General features: G+C 70.8%; 12 protein-coding genes and 1 pseudogene. 3 read left to right on the forward strand and 10 right to left on the reverse strand.

Going from position 1 to position 16,539, the window contains the following annotated elements; translation table 11 throughout:
• Positions 1–121: 121 nt before the first annotated feature.
• Together AB0D14_RS15625 and AB0D14_RS15630 are read left to right on the forward strand one after the other, a co-directional pair.
• Positions 122–1,603, forward strand: coding sequence for an ATP-binding protein (locus AB0D14_RS15625; protein WP_362778839.1), 1,482 nt, complete (start codon positions 122–124; stop codon positions 1,601–1,603).
• A gap of 339 nt (positions 1,604–1,942) precedes the next feature.
• A complete protein-coding gene (locus tag AB0D14_RS15630; protein WP_362778842.1) occupies positions 1,943–2,689 on the forward strand; it encodes a DUF4142 domain-containing protein in 747 nt (248 codons plus the stop codon).
• A gap of 64 nt (positions 2,690–2,753) precedes the next feature.
• Here AB0D14_RS15630 and AB0D14_RS15635 read toward each other — a convergent pair.
• The 5 genes and pseudogenes from AB0D14_RS15635 to AB0D14_RS15655 form a co-directional block, all read right to left on the reverse strand.
• Positions 2,754–3,041 (reverse strand): annotated as a pseudogene (locus AB0D14_RS15635) (MarR family transcriptional regulator); the annotation flags it as partial.
• Between the two features lie 36 nt (positions 3,042–3,077).
• Positions 3,078–4,181: a LacI family DNA-binding transcriptional regulator gene (locus AB0D14_RS15640; RefSeq protein WP_362778845.1), complete on the reverse strand. Its 1,104-nt coding sequence runs from the start codon at positions 4,179–4,181 to the stop codon at positions 3,078–3,080.
• A gap of 101 nt (positions 4,182–4,282) precedes the next feature.
• On the reverse strand, positions 4,283–6,853 hold the full coding sequence (locus AB0D14_RS15645) for a beta-galactosidase (protein WP_362778848.1): 2,571 nt from the start codon (positions 6,851–6,853) through the stop codon (positions 4,283–4,285).
• The gene (locus tag AB0D14_RS15650; RefSeq protein WP_362778851.1) at positions 6,853–8,697 is read right to left on the reverse strand and encodes a beta-galactosidase family protein; all 1,845 of its coding nucleotides are present in this window, start codon (positions 8,695–8,697) and stop codon (positions 6,853–6,855) included. Before AB0D14_RS15650 ends, AB0D14_RS15645 begins: the two co-directional genes overlap by 1 nt.
• Positions 8,698–8,742: 45 nt before the next feature.
• The gene (locus tag AB0D14_RS15655) at positions 8,743–9,939 is read right to left on the reverse strand and encodes an MFS transporter (protein ID WP_362778975.1); all 1,197 of its coding nucleotides are present in this window, start codon (positions 9,937–9,939) and stop codon (positions 8,743–8,745) included.
• Between the two features lie 394 nt (positions 9,940–10,333).
• Between AB0D14_RS15655 and AB0D14_RS15660 the strand changes: the two genes are divergently transcribed.
• Positions 10,334–11,587, forward strand: coding sequence for a cytochrome P450 (locus AB0D14_RS15660; protein WP_362778854.1), 1,254 nt, complete (start codon positions 10,334–10,336; stop codon positions 11,585–11,587).
• Between the two features lie 257 nt (positions 11,588–11,844).
• On the opposite strand, the gene AB0D14_RS15665 is transcribed toward AB0D14_RS15660, so the two are convergent.
• From AB0D14_RS15665 to AB0D14_RS15685, 5 genes are all read right to left on the reverse strand, one after another.
• On the reverse strand, positions 11,845–13,170 hold the full coding sequence (locus AB0D14_RS15665; RefSeq protein ID WP_362778978.1) for a cytochrome P450: 1,326 nt from the start codon (positions 13,168–13,170) through the stop codon (positions 11,845–11,847).
• A gap of 107 nt (positions 13,171–13,277) precedes the next feature.
• Positions 13,278–14,036, reverse strand: a complete 759-nt coding sequence (locus tag AB0D14_RS15670; RefSeq protein ID WP_362778856.1) for an ATP/GTP-binding protein — start codon at positions 14,034–14,036, stop codon at positions 13,278–13,280.
• Positions 14,014–14,373, reverse strand: a complete 360-nt coding sequence (locus AB0D14_RS15675; RefSeq protein WP_362778859.1) for a DUF742 domain-containing protein — start codon at positions 14,371–14,373, stop codon at positions 14,014–14,016. Before AB0D14_RS15675 ends, AB0D14_RS15670 begins: the two co-directional genes overlap by 23 nt.
• A complete protein-coding gene (locus tag AB0D14_RS15680) occupies positions 14,370–14,783 on the reverse strand; it encodes a roadblock/LC7 domain-containing protein (RefSeq protein WP_362778861.1) in 414 nt (137 codons plus the stop codon). The genes AB0D14_RS15675 and AB0D14_RS15680 overlap by 4 nt, the downstream gene beginning before the upstream one ends.
• Positions 14,780–16,270, reverse strand: a complete 1,491-nt coding sequence (locus AB0D14_RS15685) for an ATP-binding protein (RefSeq protein ID WP_362778864.1) — start codon at positions 16,268–16,270, stop codon at positions 14,780–14,782. Before AB0D14_RS15685 ends, AB0D14_RS15680 begins: the two co-directional genes overlap by 4 nt.
• Positions 16,271–16,539 lie beyond the last annotated feature (269 nt).

The raw sequence follows: 16,539 nt of genomic DNA on the forward strand, positions 1-16,539 counted from the left end.
CCCTCGCCCATAGACGCGAAGAGCTGAAGGCGCTGCGCAAGTCGCCCAGGGCCGAGCGAGTGGGAGTATATGTATAACTCCAGCTATAATAAGCGAGCCTATCCATAGTGAGGAGAGAGTGATGCTGGCGGACAAGCCTGCCGAGATGTTCGACCGGGACTTCGAGTGGACCGAGCTGACCCGGTTCGCCGCCTACCCCGGCCGTGAGGCCACCCTGGGTGTCGTCTCCGGGCGTCGGCGCCAGGGCAAGACCTTCCTCCTCGACGGCATCACCCGCTCCTCCGGCGGTTTCATGTTCACCGCCACCGAAACCACCGAGGCCGACGCACTCCGGCAATTCGGCGAAGCCCTCGCCGCCTACCTGGACGAGCCAGGGCCCTTCCGCTTCGCCCACTGGGACGAGGCGATCGCCCGGCTCATGCGGATCGCCACCGACGGCCCCACGATCGCCGTGATCGACGAGTTCCCCTTCCTGGCCAAGGCCTCGCCCGCGCTGCCGTCCATCATCCAGCGCGCCCTGGACCCCGCCGCACGCCGCGACAACACGCCCGTACGACTCCTGCTGTGCGGCTCAGCCCTGTCCTTCATGGGCCGCCTGCTCTCCGGCAACGCCCCCCTGCGCGGCCGGGCGGGCCTCGAACTCGTCGTCCCCACCCTGGACTACCGCCTCGCCGCGCAGTTCTGGGACATCGCCGACCCCCGTACCGCAGCCCTCACCCACGCCATCGTCGGCGGCACCCCCGCCTACCGACGCGAATTCACACAGGGCGACTCCCCTGCCGGTCCTGACGACTTCGACAACTGGGTCACCCGCGCCGTGCTCAACCCCGGCCGCCCCCTCTTCCGCGAAGCCCGCTACCTCCTCGCCGAAGAACCCGAGCTCCACGACACCGCGCTCTACCACTCCGTACTCGCCGCCATCGCCTCCGGCAACGCCGCACGCGGCGGCATCGCCGACTACCTCGGCCGCAAGTCCACCGACCTCGCCCACTCGCTCACCGTCCTCGAAGACGTCGGCCTCATCCGCCATGAACCCGACGCGTTTCGCAGGAACCGCTCCGCATACCGCATCGCGGAGCCTCTCGTCACCTTCTACCACTCCGTAATGCGCCCCAACTGGGGCGACCTGGAGCGCCCCGGCCGCGCCACCGCCGTCTGGAAACGCGCCCAGACAACCTTCCGTAGCAAAGTCCTCGGCCCCCACTTCGAAACCCTCTGCCGCGAGTGGGCCCGCTGGCACGCCGCCGACGAAACCTACGGTGGCCACCCCACCCGGGTCGCCGCAGGCACCGTCAATGACCCCGCCGCCAAAACCAGCCACGAAGTCGACGTCGCTGTCTTCGGACACGGTGACAGCGGCTCCGACAGCGAAGCCCTGCTCGCCATCGGCGAAGCCAAATGGAACGACACCATGGGCGTCAGCCACCTGCAACGCCTGCGGCACATCCGCGCACTCCGCCACGCCCGCGACACCACATCGGCGGAGCAGACACGCCTTGTCTGCTTCAGCGGTGCAGGCTTCACCAACGAACTCCGCCAAGCCGCCGAACACGACCGCACCATCCAACTAGTGGATCTGGACAGGCTCTACAGCGGCGAATGACCCAAGTAGTTCCGAATCGCCTCGGTTCACAGATGCCCGGTGTGCCAGCGGATTCGTTGTTGTTCGCGGTCCACCACGGTGGCGACCCGGCATGCACCCGGTACGGGGGCGCGGCGCTCTCACCCGTGCGGTCTCGAAACCGGCCGTGGCACCACGGCACCGGCCGTCCCCCCGGACCCATCACCGTTCTCACCTCTGACCCCGAGGACCTCGCCCGCTCTGCTGCGGGCGCGTCACCTTCATCAAGATCTAGAGTGCAAAATTTATCCTGGACAGTGATTATCTTGCGGGTCTCGTACGTACCTCAAGTGGACCGAGCCGTTCACTTCAGGAGGAAGCATGCGTGTCACGCAACGCACGGCAGGGACCGTATTCGTGGTCGGCGGGTTGGTCGTGACCCTCGCCGCGCTCGCTTATCCGGCCATGCTCGGCGTGGAGAACACGGCGACCAGTCAGGACCGGATCATCTCCAACACCCGGTACGGGCCGCTGACCGAGGCCGACCGGGACTTCGTGGTCAAGGTTCGGGCCGCCGGCTTGTGGGAACATCCGCTCGGTCTCATGGCCATGGAGCGAGGTACGACCCCCGCGATGAAGGAGGCCGGAAAACATCTGGTCGCGGGGCACTCCGGACTTGACGAGCTGTGCCGGAAGATCGCCCCGGAGCTGGGTCTCACCCTGCCCAACCAGGCCAGCCCGCAACAGCAGCAGTTCGTGGCGACCGTGGACGGGAGCACCGGCAAGCAGTTCGACACGACCGCGGTGAACATCATGCGCATAACGCACGGGCAGATCTTCCCGGTTATCGCCAAGATCCGCGCGAACACCAAGAACTCCATGATCCGTGAGCTTGCCGACCTGGCGAACGACACCGTCCTCGACCACATCACGGTGCTGGAGAAGACCGAACTGGTCAACTACGACCAGGTCAACTTCGAGCAGACCAGCCCGCCGAAGCTTCCCAAGGCCGAGATGACCCCGCCCGCGCCGCAGGCCGGCGCGCCGGTCCTCGTTCTCAAGGAGCCGCCGGGGCTGGACGTCAACACGACCTCCCCGACACCGACACCCAGCCCGAGCGTCGGTTGAGCCCGCGGAGCCGCACACGCACACGCACACGCAGGAACGTACGAGTAGAGGGGCTGGGACGGGTTCAGGCGTCGGGCCTCGTTGTCGTATCCACCCAGCCCAGGGGGTGTGGTTCCGTGTCCTCCGGGACCGGGGGCTCGCCGCCCGCCTCGTTGAAGGCGGTCAGCGCCTCGATGATCGCCGTCCGCTGTTCCGGGGTGAACCGTTCGACGGTCGTGGCGATCTCGGTACGCCGACGGGCGGCCACGTCCTCGTCCGTGCGCCGTCCCTCCCCCGTGAGCTGAAGCAGAGTCTCGAGGCGGTTGACCGGGTTGGTCCGACGCTCGGCGAGACCCGCGGCAATCAGCCGGTCCGCCCTCGCCCTTATCTCGCCGAAGTGCCCGTCCAGTCATCTGATCCGCGCTCCCGGCGCCGGGCCCGTACTTCTGCGCACGATCAGTTCGACCGGTACGACCCGGTCCATCGCCGGTTCCGGCGGGCCGTCCAGCAGGGACAGGAGCAGCCGCAGGGAACGCGTGCCGATCTCGGGGAAGTCGGTGCGGACGGTGGTCAGCGGGGGCAGCAGGTGCGCGGCCTCGGGGATGTCGTCGTAGCCGACGACGCTGACGTCGTCGGGGACATGGCGGCCCGACTCGTGGAGGGCTCGCAGCACACCCAGGGCCATCTGGTCGTTGGAGGCGAAGATCGCGGTGACGTCGGGACGGCCTGCCAGTTGGCGGCCCAGTTCATAGCCCGAGTCGGCGCTCCAGTCGCCGATGAGGGGCTCGGGAACCGGGACCCCCGCCGCCTTCAGCGTGGCCCGCCAGGCTTCCACCCTGCGGTCCGCCGACAGCCAGCCGGTGGGGCCCGCGATGTGCCAGACCGTCGCGTGGCCGAAGTCCAGGAGGTGCTCGGTCGCCTTGCGGGCACCCGCCCAGTTGTCCGCCGTGACGAACGACGCGTCCTTGCCGAGGTCGTTCTCCAGGACCATCAGCGGGGTGTCGAGCTGTGCCTCCGCCAGCGCCTTGCCCACCCAGCGCTGCGGGGCGATGGCGATCACTCCGTCCGCGCCCTCGGCCGACAGCGTGTCCACGGCACGTACGACGGTGGCCCGGTCGGCCGTGTCGAGCGCGATGGAACTCACCAGGTAACCGGCGTCCTGGGCCGCGGTGTTGATCGCGGTCAGGATGGACGCGGGGCCGAAGCGGGCCGCGTCGAAGGAGATCACGCCAAGCATGCGGGTGCGGCCACTGGCCAGGGAACGTGCGCTGCGGCTCGGGCGGTAACCGAGGGTACGCATGGCGGTCAGGACCACCTCGCGGGTCTCGGGGCGGACGGCCGGGTTGTCGTTCAGTACGCGGGACACCGTCTGCTTGGAGACACCGGCCATCCGCGCCACGTCGTCCATCACCGGGCGCGCTCCCGCGAAGTTGCGCCGGCTGCGGCCCTTCGGGAGGTCCTTGTGCGGTCCAGGTCCTTGGGGCGGCGCGCCGTCACCGGCACTTCGGGTCATGGCGGGTGAGGTCCTTCGGGTCCGTGGTTCGTCCCGGCGGTCGTGCCCCGCCCGGCTGGCCCACAGGATAGGCCGCCGGGCGGGAGGGTGGCTCGGCGCGCTCAGCCCGACCGGGCCACCCACGTGCGGGCCAACACCCACTCGACGTGACCGACCGCCGCCACTGCGCCCCCGGCGTCACCCTCGGCGTCGGCCCCGGCCGCCTCCGTCGCTACGTACACCTGGGCGTCCGCGTGCCGCGGCAGCACTCTCAGCCGCAGCCCCTCGCCACGAAGAGCGAACGCCGGGAGCCGGTCCAGGGCGATGTCCCAGACGCGCCCCGCGTAGAACTGGTCCGCCACGAGTGTGTCGCCCACGTAGGCGCGTGCCACGTCTCCGGTCCAGTGGACGCGCAGGAGGGTTCCGGTGAGCGGCAGTCCGTCCGGAAGGGCGATGGCGTACTCGGCGGCGGCCGTGTCGTAGTACTTGTCGGCGGGGGCGCTCGCCCGGCCCTGCACGCCTGTCACAGGTTCGGGCGCCGGGCCCGCGGCCCTGACCAGCCTGGCCGACGCCCCCTCGAACCGCGTGTCCTGGCCGAACCGTGTGCCCTGGCCGAACCGCACGTTCTGACCGTCGCCCAGCACCGTGTACCGCGTGAACACCCCGTCCGCCGTCTCCCTCACGCTCGCCGTCTCCGGCACGCTCGCACCCGTCACCACCGGAGGCCGCCGCGGCGCGGGCAGCACGGCGAACGACAGTTCGCCGGCGGCCGAGCCGTGCACGCGCACCTCGCCCTGCCCGCTCCGCCCCCCCTGTCCGCCTTCTCCGCGCTGTCCGTCCCCCGCGTGCTCGTCGAAGACGACACCGCCACCGTCATCGCCACCGCCATCGCAGAGCACCAGTCGTTCGGCCCCCCAGGCGACGCCCCGGTAGGCGGTACGGGCCGTCGTCGCGTCCAGGACCAGCAGGCCGACCCGTGCGCCATCGGCCATGTCCACCTCGACCAGGGCGTCGGTGCCGGGACGCAGCCCCGTGACCAGGACCCGGCCTTCGAGCGTGGCGCATGTCCCGGAGGGCACCGCGACCGACGTCAACAACCGTGCGTCCAGGGCTAGTTCGACGGGTATGCCGTCCGTCGCGGCCAGTACCAGAACCGTACGGCCGTCGTCGTCGACCGTGCACACGGGCTGGGCGGTGGCCCAGTCCAGTCGCAGGCCGCCCACGTCGAGGCGGAGCGGCCAGCAGAAGTAGGCGCCCGACGGGACCGTGACCGGCGCACTCGGGAAGGTGAGCGCGGGCGCCGCCGGGAACTCGACCGTGAACGAGGTGTCCGGGTGGGCCGGCAGCGCCTCGTGCGGCTGGTGGTTGTTGACGAAGAGAAAGCCGGACGTCCCCGAACCCCGGACCGCCCAGCGCAGGGTGTCCCGGTCGTCCTGGCCCGCGGGCTGCCGTTCGGGCAGGAAGGACTCCATCGGTGCGACGAGGTGACCGAAGTCGGCCAACAGTAGGTGCTGGAGCCGGAGTTCGTCGTACGAGGGCCGGTACTGGCCGTGCTCGCCCAGCGGAGCCTGGAAGTCGTACGTGAGGACGGGGAGGTCGTTGGGGTAGCCCGTCGCGTGGGACTCCTGGAGGGTCGTCCGCGTGCCGGTCGGGTTCGTACCGCCGTGGAACATGTAGTAGCCCTGCCACACGGAGCCGCAGCCGATCTTCGTGAGGCCGAGCGCGCCGACGTCGGCCGCGTCGACCCGCGGGCGGCGGTGGTAGGACACGGCCATGCCGCCGCCCAACTCGCAGGTCGCCCAGGGGAACCTGTCCGTGAGGGCCGCGAGGGCCGCCGGGTCGCCGCCGCGTACCGTCGTCGGGCGCAGGTCGGCGCCGATGCCCTCGTCGTCGCGCTGGTGGGTGAAGAAGAAGTGCTTGCGGCAGGTGTCGGGCCAGCCGCCGTCCGCCTCCGTCCAGAAGGTCTCGGGGTAGCCGCCGTACAGCGGAAGCAGTTCGTCGGGCGGGAGCTGGACGCCGCCCCACGCCGTCGACGTCCAGAGCGGGGCGCTCAGTCCGGCGTCCTGTGCCAGGCGCTTCAGTGTCAGCAGGTGGCCGGGCTGATCGTAGAGTTCGTTCTCGATCTGGATCGCGACGATCGGGCCGCCGTGCGCGCGGTCGAGCCCGCGCAGTTGCCCGGCGATGGCCTCGTACCAGGTGCGTACGGGTTTCAGGTAGGCCGGGTCGTCGGTGCGCGGGGCGTTCGTGCGGGCCGGCAGCCAGTCGGGGAGGCCGCCGTTGCGTACCTCCGCGTGGGACCAGGGGCCGATGCGCGGGATGAAGTCCAGGCCGTGGCGGGCGCAGAGCTCGGCGAATCGCCGCAGATCCCGGTCACCGTCGAAGCGGATCCGGCCCTCGGCCTCCTCGTGGTGGATCCAGATGACGTAACTCGCGACGGCCGTCACCCCGCCGGCCTTCATCTTCAGCAGTTCCTCCTCCCACTGCCCGGCCGGGTAGCGGGTGTAGTGGAACTCGCCCGAGACCGGGAACCAGGGGCGGCCGCCACGGGTGAGGCAGCGGCTGGTGACCGCGATCGGGTCGGGGACGCCGGGGGCGTCGGATAACGGGAGGTGGCCGGTGAGCGGCGGCGCGACGGGCGTGGTGACTCGCAACCGAAGGGGCACTCCGCGCAGGGACGTCGGGCCAAGGGGCATCAGGGCTTCACCGGTCCGAGGTCGGGCGTGTCGGTGAGGTGGGCGCGCAACTCGGTCGTGGCCTGCAGCTCCAGCAGGACCAGCTCATTGGTGCCGGGGCGCAGGACGGGTGCCGGCACGTACAGCGTGCGCTGCGGGCCGCGGTTCCAGTACCGGCCGAGGTGGAAACCGTTGATCCAGGCCTGGCCCTTGGTCCAGCCGGGCAGCGAGAGGAACGTGTCGGCGGGCGCCCGCACCTCGAAGGTGCCGTGATGGAAGGCGGGCCCGGCGTCCGAAGCTCCCGGAACTCTCGGGGCTCCCGGGGTTTTCGAGTTCCCCGGAGCACCCGGGGTCCCCGAGGTCCCCTCGATCTCCGTCGCGGCGAAGGGCACCGAGGCCACCGTGTCCAGCGCCAGGGGATGACAGTCCCAGCCGTGCAGGACGGTGCCGTTGAAGGTGACCGGGCCGAGCAGGCCTTTCTGCGACCCGATGCGCGGGCCGTAGTTGACACCGCCCATGTTCTCGACGAGCACGTCCAGCGTGGCTCCGGCCCGCGGGACCCGCACGGGCAGGGCCTCTTCGTGGCGTTCGCATTCGAGTACGCCGACGGGGGCGCCGTCCACGAAGACCTGGGCGCGGTCGCCGACACCGCCCGCGAAACGCAGCACGCCGTCGCCGTCGCCGTCGCCGGGTACGGGAACCGTGGTGCGGTACAGGACGTAGCCCGCCCGCAGGCTCAGCTCCTCCATCGTCACCGGATCGGCGTCGACACGCACCGGCTTGGCCAGCACGCTCGCGTGCGCGAGCAACGACGCCCGACGGCCCAACTCCACAGCTGTGTGCGGGAGTTTGGGGGCCGGCACCGGGGCGGGCTCGTCGGGGACCGGGGCGTGGCGGGCGATGACCTCGCGGAAGGCGTGGTATTTCGGACCCGGGTCGCCGGACTCGGTGAGGGCCGCGTCATAGTCGTACGAGGTCACGATGGGCTCGTACGCGTGGTCGTGGTTGGCGCCGTTCGTGAAACCGAAGTTGGTGCCGCCGTGGAACATGTAGATGTTGACCGAGGCGCCTGCCGAGAGCAGCCGGTCGAGGTCGGCGGCGGCGTCGGCCGCGTCACGCACATGGTGCGGTTCGCCCCAGTGGTCGAACCAGCCGATCCAGAACTCCGAGCACATCAGTGGCCCTTCGGGCTGATGGGCGCGCAGCTGCTCCAGGGAGTGCGTGATCCTGCTGCCGAAGGTGCCGGTGGTGAGAACGCCGGGCAGGCTGCCGGCCGCCAGGTGCTCGGGGTTGGCCTGGTCGCAGGTGAAGAGGAGTTCCTCGACGCCCCGGGTGCGCAGGGACTGGGCCAGGTGTTCGAGATACGCGGCGTCGTCGCCGTACGCCCCGTACTCGTTCTCCACCTGTACGGCGATCACCGGGCCGCCCGACGCGGCGAAGTGCGGCTGGAGCGGGGGCAGCAGCAGGCCGAGATAGCGGTCGAGGGCGTCGGTGAAGCGGGGGTCGCTGGTGCGCAGCCGGATGTCGGGGTCCGTGGTGAGCCAGGAGGGCAGGCCGCCGCCGTCCCACTCGGCGCAGATGTACGGCCCGGGGCGCAGCAGGACGTGCAGGCCCTCGGCCTTGGCCAGCCGAAGGTAGCGAGGCAGGTCGAGGATGCCGTCGAGGACCAGCGTGCCGGGCTCGGGCTGGTGGAGGTTCCACGGGACGTACGTCTCCACCGTGTTGAGGCCCATCAGACGGGCCTTGCGGAGCCGGTCGGTCCACTGGTCGGGGTGGATGCGGAAGTAGTGCATCGCACCGGAGATGATGCGAAACGGCTCCCCGTGGAGGAGGAAACCGTCGGACGACGTCGTCAGAGGGGACATATTGATGCTGCTTCCCTTCAACTTCGGGGTCGGTGTGGGGGTGCGTCAGCGGTTCGCGGCTACCGTGTGCGTGGCGACCGTGCGCGTGGCGCGGACCAGCCAGAGCGTGGCCGCCAGGCACAGCGCCGAGACCGCGCACAACAGGAGCGGGACGGCCCGGACCCCGGACCACTCGATGGCCTTGCCGAGCGCGGGTCCCGCGACGACTCCGCCGACCATCGAGGCGGCGATGACCAGCGCACCGGCCCTGCGGGCCCGCGGGGCCGCACTGTTGAGCCAGGGCAGCCCGGTGGGAAAGATCGGCGCGATGAACAGGCCGACACCCGCGTACGCGTAGGGGGCGAGTCCGGGGACCGTGGCCAGCAGCAGGCAGACCGTCATGCCCGCGCACGAGACGGTGATGATCGACTGGGCGGAGTGGCGCAGCGCGAGCGGTGCCACGAGGAAACGGCCGATGGTCATCATCAGCCAGTACACGGAGGTGGCGGTGGCCGCGGCGCCGGCGCCGTATCCGACGGTCTCCAGGTGCGTGGGCTCCCAGCCGCCGACGCCGGCCTCGATGCCCACGTGCAGGACGTAGAGGGTGACGAACATGGCGAGCACCGAACCCAGGCTGCGACCGAGGACCGAGGTGTTGCCGACCTGCTGCGCCCCCTTGCCCGGCGGTGGCGTGTGCTCGCGTACGCCCTTCAGGCACAGCAGCAAGGGCAGGTTGACGGCGGCGAACACAAGAAACACAGCCGGGTAGTGCTCGGATCCGACCGCGCCGATCACGGCGGGGCCGAGGATCGCGCCCACGCCGAAATGGGCGTTGAGGATATTGAGCATGGCGGTGGAACGACGGCCGAAGCCGACGGCGAACAACTGGTTGAGCCCGTAGTCGATACCGCCGAAACCGAGTCCGGCGAGCAGGGCCGCGACCAGTCCGACGGGCCAGTTCGGCGCCAGCGCGAAGCCGGCCGCGCCGACAGCCATGAGCAGGTACGAGGCCCCGAGGATCCGCCGGTTGCCGATGCGCCCGTACAGCCGGTCGAAGAGCAGCACTCCGGCGACACCACCGACGAAATGCGCGCTCAGCCCCAGCCCCGCGGCCGAGGGTGAGAGCCCGAACTCCGCACGGAACGCGGGAATCGCGGGCCCGTAGAGGGCCTGGAGCGCCCCGATGAGAACGAACCCAGCACAGGAGGCGACGACGGCCGCCCGGCTGAACACGGGCACGTCCACACCTCCCCGGCCGGCCACGGACCCCGAGGCGCCTGTGACCGTCTGCGCGATCGACGAATCTGTCAGATCGTCGTCCCTCACGTCGTCTCTCACGTCGTCACTCACGCGGACTCCAGTTGACTGATGACCCACGCATCCGTGGGCGACGAGCCGACCGGGGCGTCGGCGGCGGCGCTGCGAAAACCATCATGTTACCGGTAACTCAAGCCGTCAAGATCCTGGCGGCAGGATGATGCGAGGGGCTTGCGAGGGGCTGAGGAGGAGGCACCGGGAGCCCTCGACTTGTCGGTACGCGTAGGGAACTTGCCGACGTACGCAATGGGCCTCGCGCGACCTCGTTGACGCACCCTACGGCCGCGTAACGTCACTCGCTGTATCGGTGTTCCAGCGGTTCGAGTACTGGGAGGCTCCCATGTCGGAGCAGGGATCCATCGTCATCGACCCGTCCGGTCGCGACCTTCACGGCGAGGCCGCACGGTTGCGCGAGCGTGGCCCGGTGACTCGGGTGGAGCTCCCCGACGGTGTGGAGGCCTGGGCGGTCAGCAGTACGGACCTGCTGAAACGCCTGCTCACGGACCCCCGGGTGTCGAAGGATCCACGGCTGCACTGGCCGTTGTGGATCAACGGGGAGATCTCCCCGGAGTGGCCGCTGTTCACCTGGGTCGCCGTGCAGAACATGTTCACGGCCTACGGCGGAGAGCACAAACGGCTGCGGACCCTTGTGTCCAAGGCGTTCACCGCCCGCCGCACCGCCTCGCTGCAGCCGCGCGTCGAGGAGATCACGAAGCAGCTGCTCGACCGCGTCGACGAGGCCGGGCGCCGCGCCGAGTTCGTCGACCTGCGCGAGGAGTTCTGCTATCCGCTGCCGATCCAGGTGATCAGCGAGCTGTTCGGGCTGCCCGAGGAGAAGGCCGCGGAGCTGCGAGCCGTGGTGGAGGGCATCTTCAACACCGCCGCCACCCCGGAGGAGGTCACGGACATCTACACGAGGCTGTACGCGGCACTCGGCGAACTCGTCGCCGCCAAACGGGAGTCACCGGGCGACGATCTCACCTCCGGGCTCATCGCGGCCCGTGACGACGAGGGCGACACCCGGCTGAGCGAGCAGGAGCTGCTCGACACGCTGGTGCTGATGATCAGCGCGGGGCACGAGACCACGGTCAATCTCATCGACAACGCCATCCACGCTCTGCTCACTCACCCCGAGCAGCTCGCGCATGTCCGCGCGGGCCACGCCACGTGGGACGACGTGATCGAGGAGACGCTGCGGGTCCAGGCCCCGGTCGCCAGCCTTCCCCTGCGGTACGCCGTGGAGGACCTGGCGGTCGGCGAACTGGGCGGGCCGGAAGGGGTGGTCATCCGCAAGGGTGACGCGATCCTCGCGGCGTACGCTGCCGCGGGCCGCAATCCGGAGGACCACGGGGCGGATGCCGACCGCTTCGACGTCACCCGGCTCAGCAAGGAGCACTTGGCTTTCGGGCACGGCGTGCACTTCTGCCTCGGCGCTCCACTGGGTCGTATGGAGGCCCGTATAGCGCTTCCGGCGCTCTTCGAGCGGTACCCGGACATGCAACTCGCCATACCTGCCTCCGAGCTGTCACCGGTGGCGTCCTTCATCTCCAACGGCCACCGAACTCTGCCCGTACATCTCACCGGCACCCGCTGACCGGGAGGGCAGTCCTCCCCCACCGGCCGGTAGACGCTGTGACGACGCGAGGGGGCGGCCCGGGACGTCCGAACGTCGCGGCAAGTTACGTCCACTCACAAGCCCGAGAGCGGCGTTCGGATCTCCCGGGTCGACCCCGCCCCCACACACACCGGCAGGCGCAAAAGGGGCGCGGGGAACGGCGCCCCCACAACGCTCCCGCAGCCGCCCACCACCCCCGCGCCCCCACCACCCCGCACCCCCACTCCTCGCGCCACCTACTCCCCGCGCCACCAAGCCTTCAGCCGCCCCCAGCCACCCAGCGGACGTGCGGATGCCGACGGTTCCGGACCCGTGACGCCCCTGACGCCCGTGACGCCCGTGACGCCAGGGGGCAGCACAGGCCGCCGCACGGCATCCGTACGCTGCGCCTCCCCGGAAACCGGCGCCGCCGGAAACAGCACCGGCAGCGACGCCAGCGCCCGGTGGAACGGCCCGGGCCGCCACTCCAGCTCCTCCACGGGCACCGCGAGCCGCACATCCGGCAGCCGGTCGAGCAGCTTCTCGACCGCCACCGCGGCGATCAGCCGCGCCGGGCTCTGCGCGGGGCAGTTGTGCGGCCCCGCGCTCCAGGCCAGGTGGGCCCGGTTCCCCGCACGCTGGTCGTTCGTCAGCGCCGGGTCGGTGTTCGCGGCGGCGAGACTGACGACGATCGGGTCGCCCTCCCGCAGCAGCGTGCCCTCGTACACGACGTCCCGGACCGGATAGTGAACCGCGTAGTTGGCCATCGGCGGGTCGGTCCACAACACCTCGTCGAGGGCGTCCTCGACGGGCAGGCTCCCACCGCCCAGGTTGCCCGCGAACCGGTCGTCGGAGAGCAGCAGCCGCAGACTGTTCGCGATCAGGTTCTGCTGGGGCTCGGTGCCCGCGCCCATGAGCACGACGAGTTCGTGGACCATCTCCTCGTCCGTGAGCCCGGCGGGATGGGCCATGAGCCAGGACATCATGTCCTGCCCCGGCTGCGCACGCTTCAGCGCGACGAGTTCGAGCAGGGTCACCGCCAGCAGCTCGTTGGCCTTCTCGGCGTCCACACCGTCGAAGATCCCGGACATGCCCTCGACCAGCCGCTCCCCGAGGTCGGTGGGGCAGCCGAAGAGCCGGTTGAACACCAGCAGGGGCAGCACCTGGGCGTACTCGCCCAGCAGGTCCGCGTGCCCCCGCGGGGCGATCAGGTCGATGAGCGTGTCGGCGCTGCGCTCGACGTATCCGCGCAGGGTGTTGGGCTCGACACGGGCGAGGCTGTCGGTGATGGCACCGCGCAGCCTGCGGTGCTCCTCGCCGTCGGTGAACAGCGCGTTCGGCCGGTACATCATCATCGGCACGACCGGGCTGTCGGGCGCGACGGTGCCCTCGGCGAGGTCGCGCCACCGGCGGGGATCCTTGGAGAAGGTCTCAGGGCTGCGCAGAACGTGCAGCGCGGCCTCGTACCCGGTGACGAGGGTGGCCCGGACGCCGGGCGCGAGTTCGACCGGCGCGGTGTTGCCGTGCGCCCGCAGCTTGTCGTAGAGGGCGCCGGGATCGGCGGCGAACTCGGCCCCGTACATGGGGTGGTGATAGGGGCACCCCTCGGCCGCCACGCCGCCGCCGGCGCCGGCCTCGGACTCGGACTCGGCGGACGCGGGGCCGCCCGGGACGGATGCTTCGGGAAGAGTCACGCGTGCTCCAGTTCACTGTCGCCGGCGCTGCTGCCGGCACTGCCGCTGCCGCCGCTGCCACCGCCTGCGCTGGTGCCATCGAGGCCACCGCGGCTGAGGAGGTACTCGACGAGCGCGATCAGCGCGTGCGTGGAGGAGATCCGGTCACGGGCGTCGCAGCGCACGAGGGGGGTTTCGGGGAGCAGGTCGAGGGCCTCGCGGATCTCGGTCAGGTCGTGCTCACCGGTGTCGCCGAAGTCGTTGAGGGCGACGGCGTACGGCAGACCCAGATCCTCCAGTACGCCCATGACGTCGAAGGACTGGCCGAGGCGCCGGGTGTCGGCAAGGACGAGCGCGCCGAGCGCCCCGCGGGTCATGTCCTGCCACAGTTCGGTGAAGCGCTGCTGCCCCGGGGTGCCGAAGAGGTAGAGCACCAGGGAGTCGTTGAGGGTGAGCCGGCCGAAGTCGAGGGCGACCGTGGTGGTCGTCTTGTCCGTCGTGCCCGCAAGGTCGTCGACGAGCGCGCCGGCCTGGGTCATGACCTCCTCGGTGCGCAGCGGCCGGATCTCGGACAGCGCGCCGACGTAGGTGGTCTTGCCGACCGCGAAGTGCCCCACGATCAGGAGCTTGACGGCGGTCTGCACGCCGCTCGCGAGGTGGACGCCCCCGTGGGGGCTGTCGCCCTCATTGGGGCTGTCGCCCTCGTTGAGGCTGTTGCCCCGGTCGGGGCCGTCGCCCCGGTCGGGGCCGTCTTCAGAGGCGGGCGCGAAGCCCATCGAGGACCTCCTGGAGGATGCGGGTCTCGGAAGGCCGGGCGGACGGGATGGGGGCGCGGGTGACGACATGGCCGCTGTCCATGAGGTCGGCGATCAGCACCTTGGTGACACTGACCGGCAGCGACAGATGTCCGGCCACCTCGGCGACCGACAGCGCGCCGGGCCGGCACAGCTCCATCAGCGCCCGCTTCTCCGGGCTCAGCCCGGTCAGCGGCAGGTCGTCGGCGGCGATCAGCAGTGTGACGAGGTCCAGGGTGTTGCGGGTCGGGTTGGAGCGGCCGTCCGTGACGACGTACGGCCGTACCAGTTTCCCTCCGGGACGCCTGGGCGGAGTCATACCGGGCTGCCGGCGTCCCGACGCGCCGGGCTGGTCAGTTCCTTGCCGAGCCGGTCGACGAGCTTGTGCATGCGGTACGTGACGGCCTCCATGTCCACGTTCTCGGTGGTGGACACGGCGAGGTAGGCGCCCTCGCCTGCGGCCACGAGGAAGACGTATCCGTGCGCGAACTCGATCAGCGTCTGCCGCCAGGGGGTCGCCGGGCTGCCGCAGAACTCGGCCGTGCTGCGGCTGATCGACTGGACGCCGGAGAGCCCCGCGGCGAGCCGCTCGGCGTCGTCCCTGCCGATGTCCGCGGAGTGGGCGCGGAGCATGCCGTCGGCCGAGAGCAGGATCGCGTGCCGCGCCTCGGGGACCTTCAGGACCTCATCGAGCATCCAGCCCAACTCGTTGTTCGCGGGCTCGATCATCCTTGGATGTTCCCTTCGTCTTCATGGTCGGTGATGTCCTGGTCCGCGCGTCCGTGGAACGTGCCCCGGGCGAACGCGCCCATGCGACGGGCGCTCTCCTCGGCCGAGCGGGTGGCCGGAACCTCGACGGGCTCGGGTTCGGGTTCGGATGCGGCCTGCGCACCGTCGGCCGGCTCGGCCGGTGCCTGACTCCGGCGCCGGCGTTTGGGCAGCCCGCCGGCCGTGGTCGCCGTCCCGGCGTCGGGCGCCGGCACGGACGCCGCATCGGACGTACCGACGGCGACGGATTCACCCGTACGGCCAGACGCTCCCGGCCGGCTCGACGCAGCCGCAGCCGCAGCCGTGGCCGTAGCCGTAGCCGTGGCCGCGGACGCGGACGCGTCAACCGCCGGGCGAGCGACCTCGGACGCACCGGGCGACGCCGACGGCGTACGGGCCGAGGCGCGGGCGGGAGGCGTGGTCACGGGCGGCAGCTCCTCCGCGGGGTCCCGGTGCGTGAGCAGGGCGGACGGCAGGAACACGACGGCGCGGACGCCGCCGTACGGGGAGCGGGTGTCGGCGGAGACGCTGAACCCGTAGCGGGTGGCGAGGACACCGATGACGGCGAAGCCGAACTGGGGCGGGTCGTCGAGCCGGGTGACGTCCACCGCGTCGCGGCCGGACAGCAGGGCCGCGGCACGACCGGTCGCGTGGGCGTCCATGCCGACGCCCGCGTCGTCGATGATCACGCAGGCGCCGTTGTGCACGGACTGGACGTTGACCTCGACCTTGGTGTTGGGCTGCGAGTGACGGGCCGCGTTGTCGAGCAGCTCGGCGATGGTGAGCACGACCGGCTCGACGGCCCGGCTCTCCACGGCGATGTCGGCCTGTCCGTGGATCTGGACACGCCGGTAGTCGCGGATGCGGGAGGTGGCGCCGCGGACGACCTCGATCACCAGGGAGGTGGAGCGCTGACGGCCGGGCCAGGACCCGCACAGTACGGCGATGGCCTGGGCCCGGCGGCCGAACTGGGCGTTGGCGTGGTCGATCTCCAGCAGGTCGCTCAGCACGTCGGGACGGTCGTGCCGGTCCTGCATGTCGGAGATGGCGACCTGCTGCTCGTTGGCCAGTGCCTGGATCGAGCGCATCGACGATTTCAGAGCGGCCCTCGCGGACTGGTCGGCGCGGGCCCGCGCGTGCTCCACAGCGCCCGCGAACCGCTCCAGGACGTGGTCGAGGCACTTGGCGAAGCCGCTGCCGGCCAGTCTGGCGTCGAGCAGTCCGATGCCCGGGGCCTGCTGCTGGGGTCCGTGGTCCTCCAGCGCCGGGAGGCGTACGGCGACCAGGTGCCGTACCTCCTCCTCCCGGGTCCTCAGGCCTTCGGCCAGCTCGGCGTTGCGCCGGCGCAGCCGTGCGGTGATGCCGCGCTGGCGTACCAGCAGCACGGTGACGGCGAGCAGCCCGAGGGCCACGCACCAGAGCACCGCCTCCGGGATCTGTTCCTTCATGAAGTCCTCAAGGGCAAGGGGGGAGTCGACAGGGAGGGCGGGGGTGGTGGTGGGGGTGGGAGATGCGGCGCTCGACGCTACTAGCGAGCCGGCGCGCGCACTTTCCCGAGCGCGCAAGGAAGTTGCCCTCAGACGCACCACCAACACCGTGTGCACCCTGTGCACCCTGTGCACCCTGTGCACCCTGTGCACCCCGAGAACGTTCTGCACCACCCGCACCCTGGCGGCGCCGGCGTAACCTGCCGCACCGACCGTCACACACGCCCCTG

It is taken from the genome of Streptomyces sp. NPDC048484 (assembly GCF_040651415.1).
GTDB lineage: Bacteria > Actinomycetota > Actinomycetes > Streptomycetales > Streptomycetaceae > Streptomyces.

Coding starts and splice junctions, on each gene's coding strand:
- AB0D14_RS15625 (WP_362778839.1), top strand. CDS start 122: ATGCTGGCGGACAAGCCTGCCGAGATGTTCGACCGGGACTTCGAGTGG.
- AB0D14_RS15630 (WP_362778842.1), top strand. CDS start 1,943: ATGCGTGTCACGCAACGCACGGCAGGGACCGTATTCGTGGTCGGCGGG.
- AB0D14_RS15640 (WP_362778845.1), bottom strand. CDS start 4,181: ATGACCCGAAGTGCCGGTGACGGCGCGCCGCCCCAAGGACCTGGACCG.
- AB0D14_RS15645 (WP_362778848.1), bottom strand. CDS start 6,853: ATGCCCCTTGGCCCGACGTCCCTGCGCGGAGTGCCCCTTCGGTTGCGA.
- AB0D14_RS15650 (WP_362778851.1), bottom strand. CDS start 8,697: ATGTCCCCTCTGACGACGTCGTCCGACGGTTTCCTCCTCCACGGGGAG.
- AB0D14_RS15660 (WP_362778854.1), top strand. CDS start 10,334: ATGTCGGAGCAGGGATCCATCGTCATCGACCCGTCCGGTCGCGACCTT.
- AB0D14_RS15665 (WP_362778978.1), bottom strand. CDS start 13,170: ATGTACGGGGCCGAGTTCGCCGCCGATCCCGGCGCCCTCTACGACAAG.
- AB0D14_RS15670 (WP_362778856.1), bottom strand. CDS start 14,036: ATGGGCTTCGCGCCCGCCTCTGAAGACGGCCCCGACCGGGGCGACGGC.
- AB0D14_RS15675 (WP_362778859.1), bottom strand. CDS start 14,373: ATGACTCCGCCCAGGCGTCCCGGAGGGAAACTGGTACGGCCGTACGTC.
- AB0D14_RS15680 (WP_362778861.1), bottom strand. CDS start 14,783: ATGATCGAGCCCGCGAACAACGAGTTGGGCTGGATGCTCGATGAGGTC.
- AB0D14_RS15685 (WP_362778864.1), bottom strand. CDS start 16,270: ATGAAGGAACAGATCCCGGAGGCGGTGCTCTGGTGCGTGGCCCTCGGG.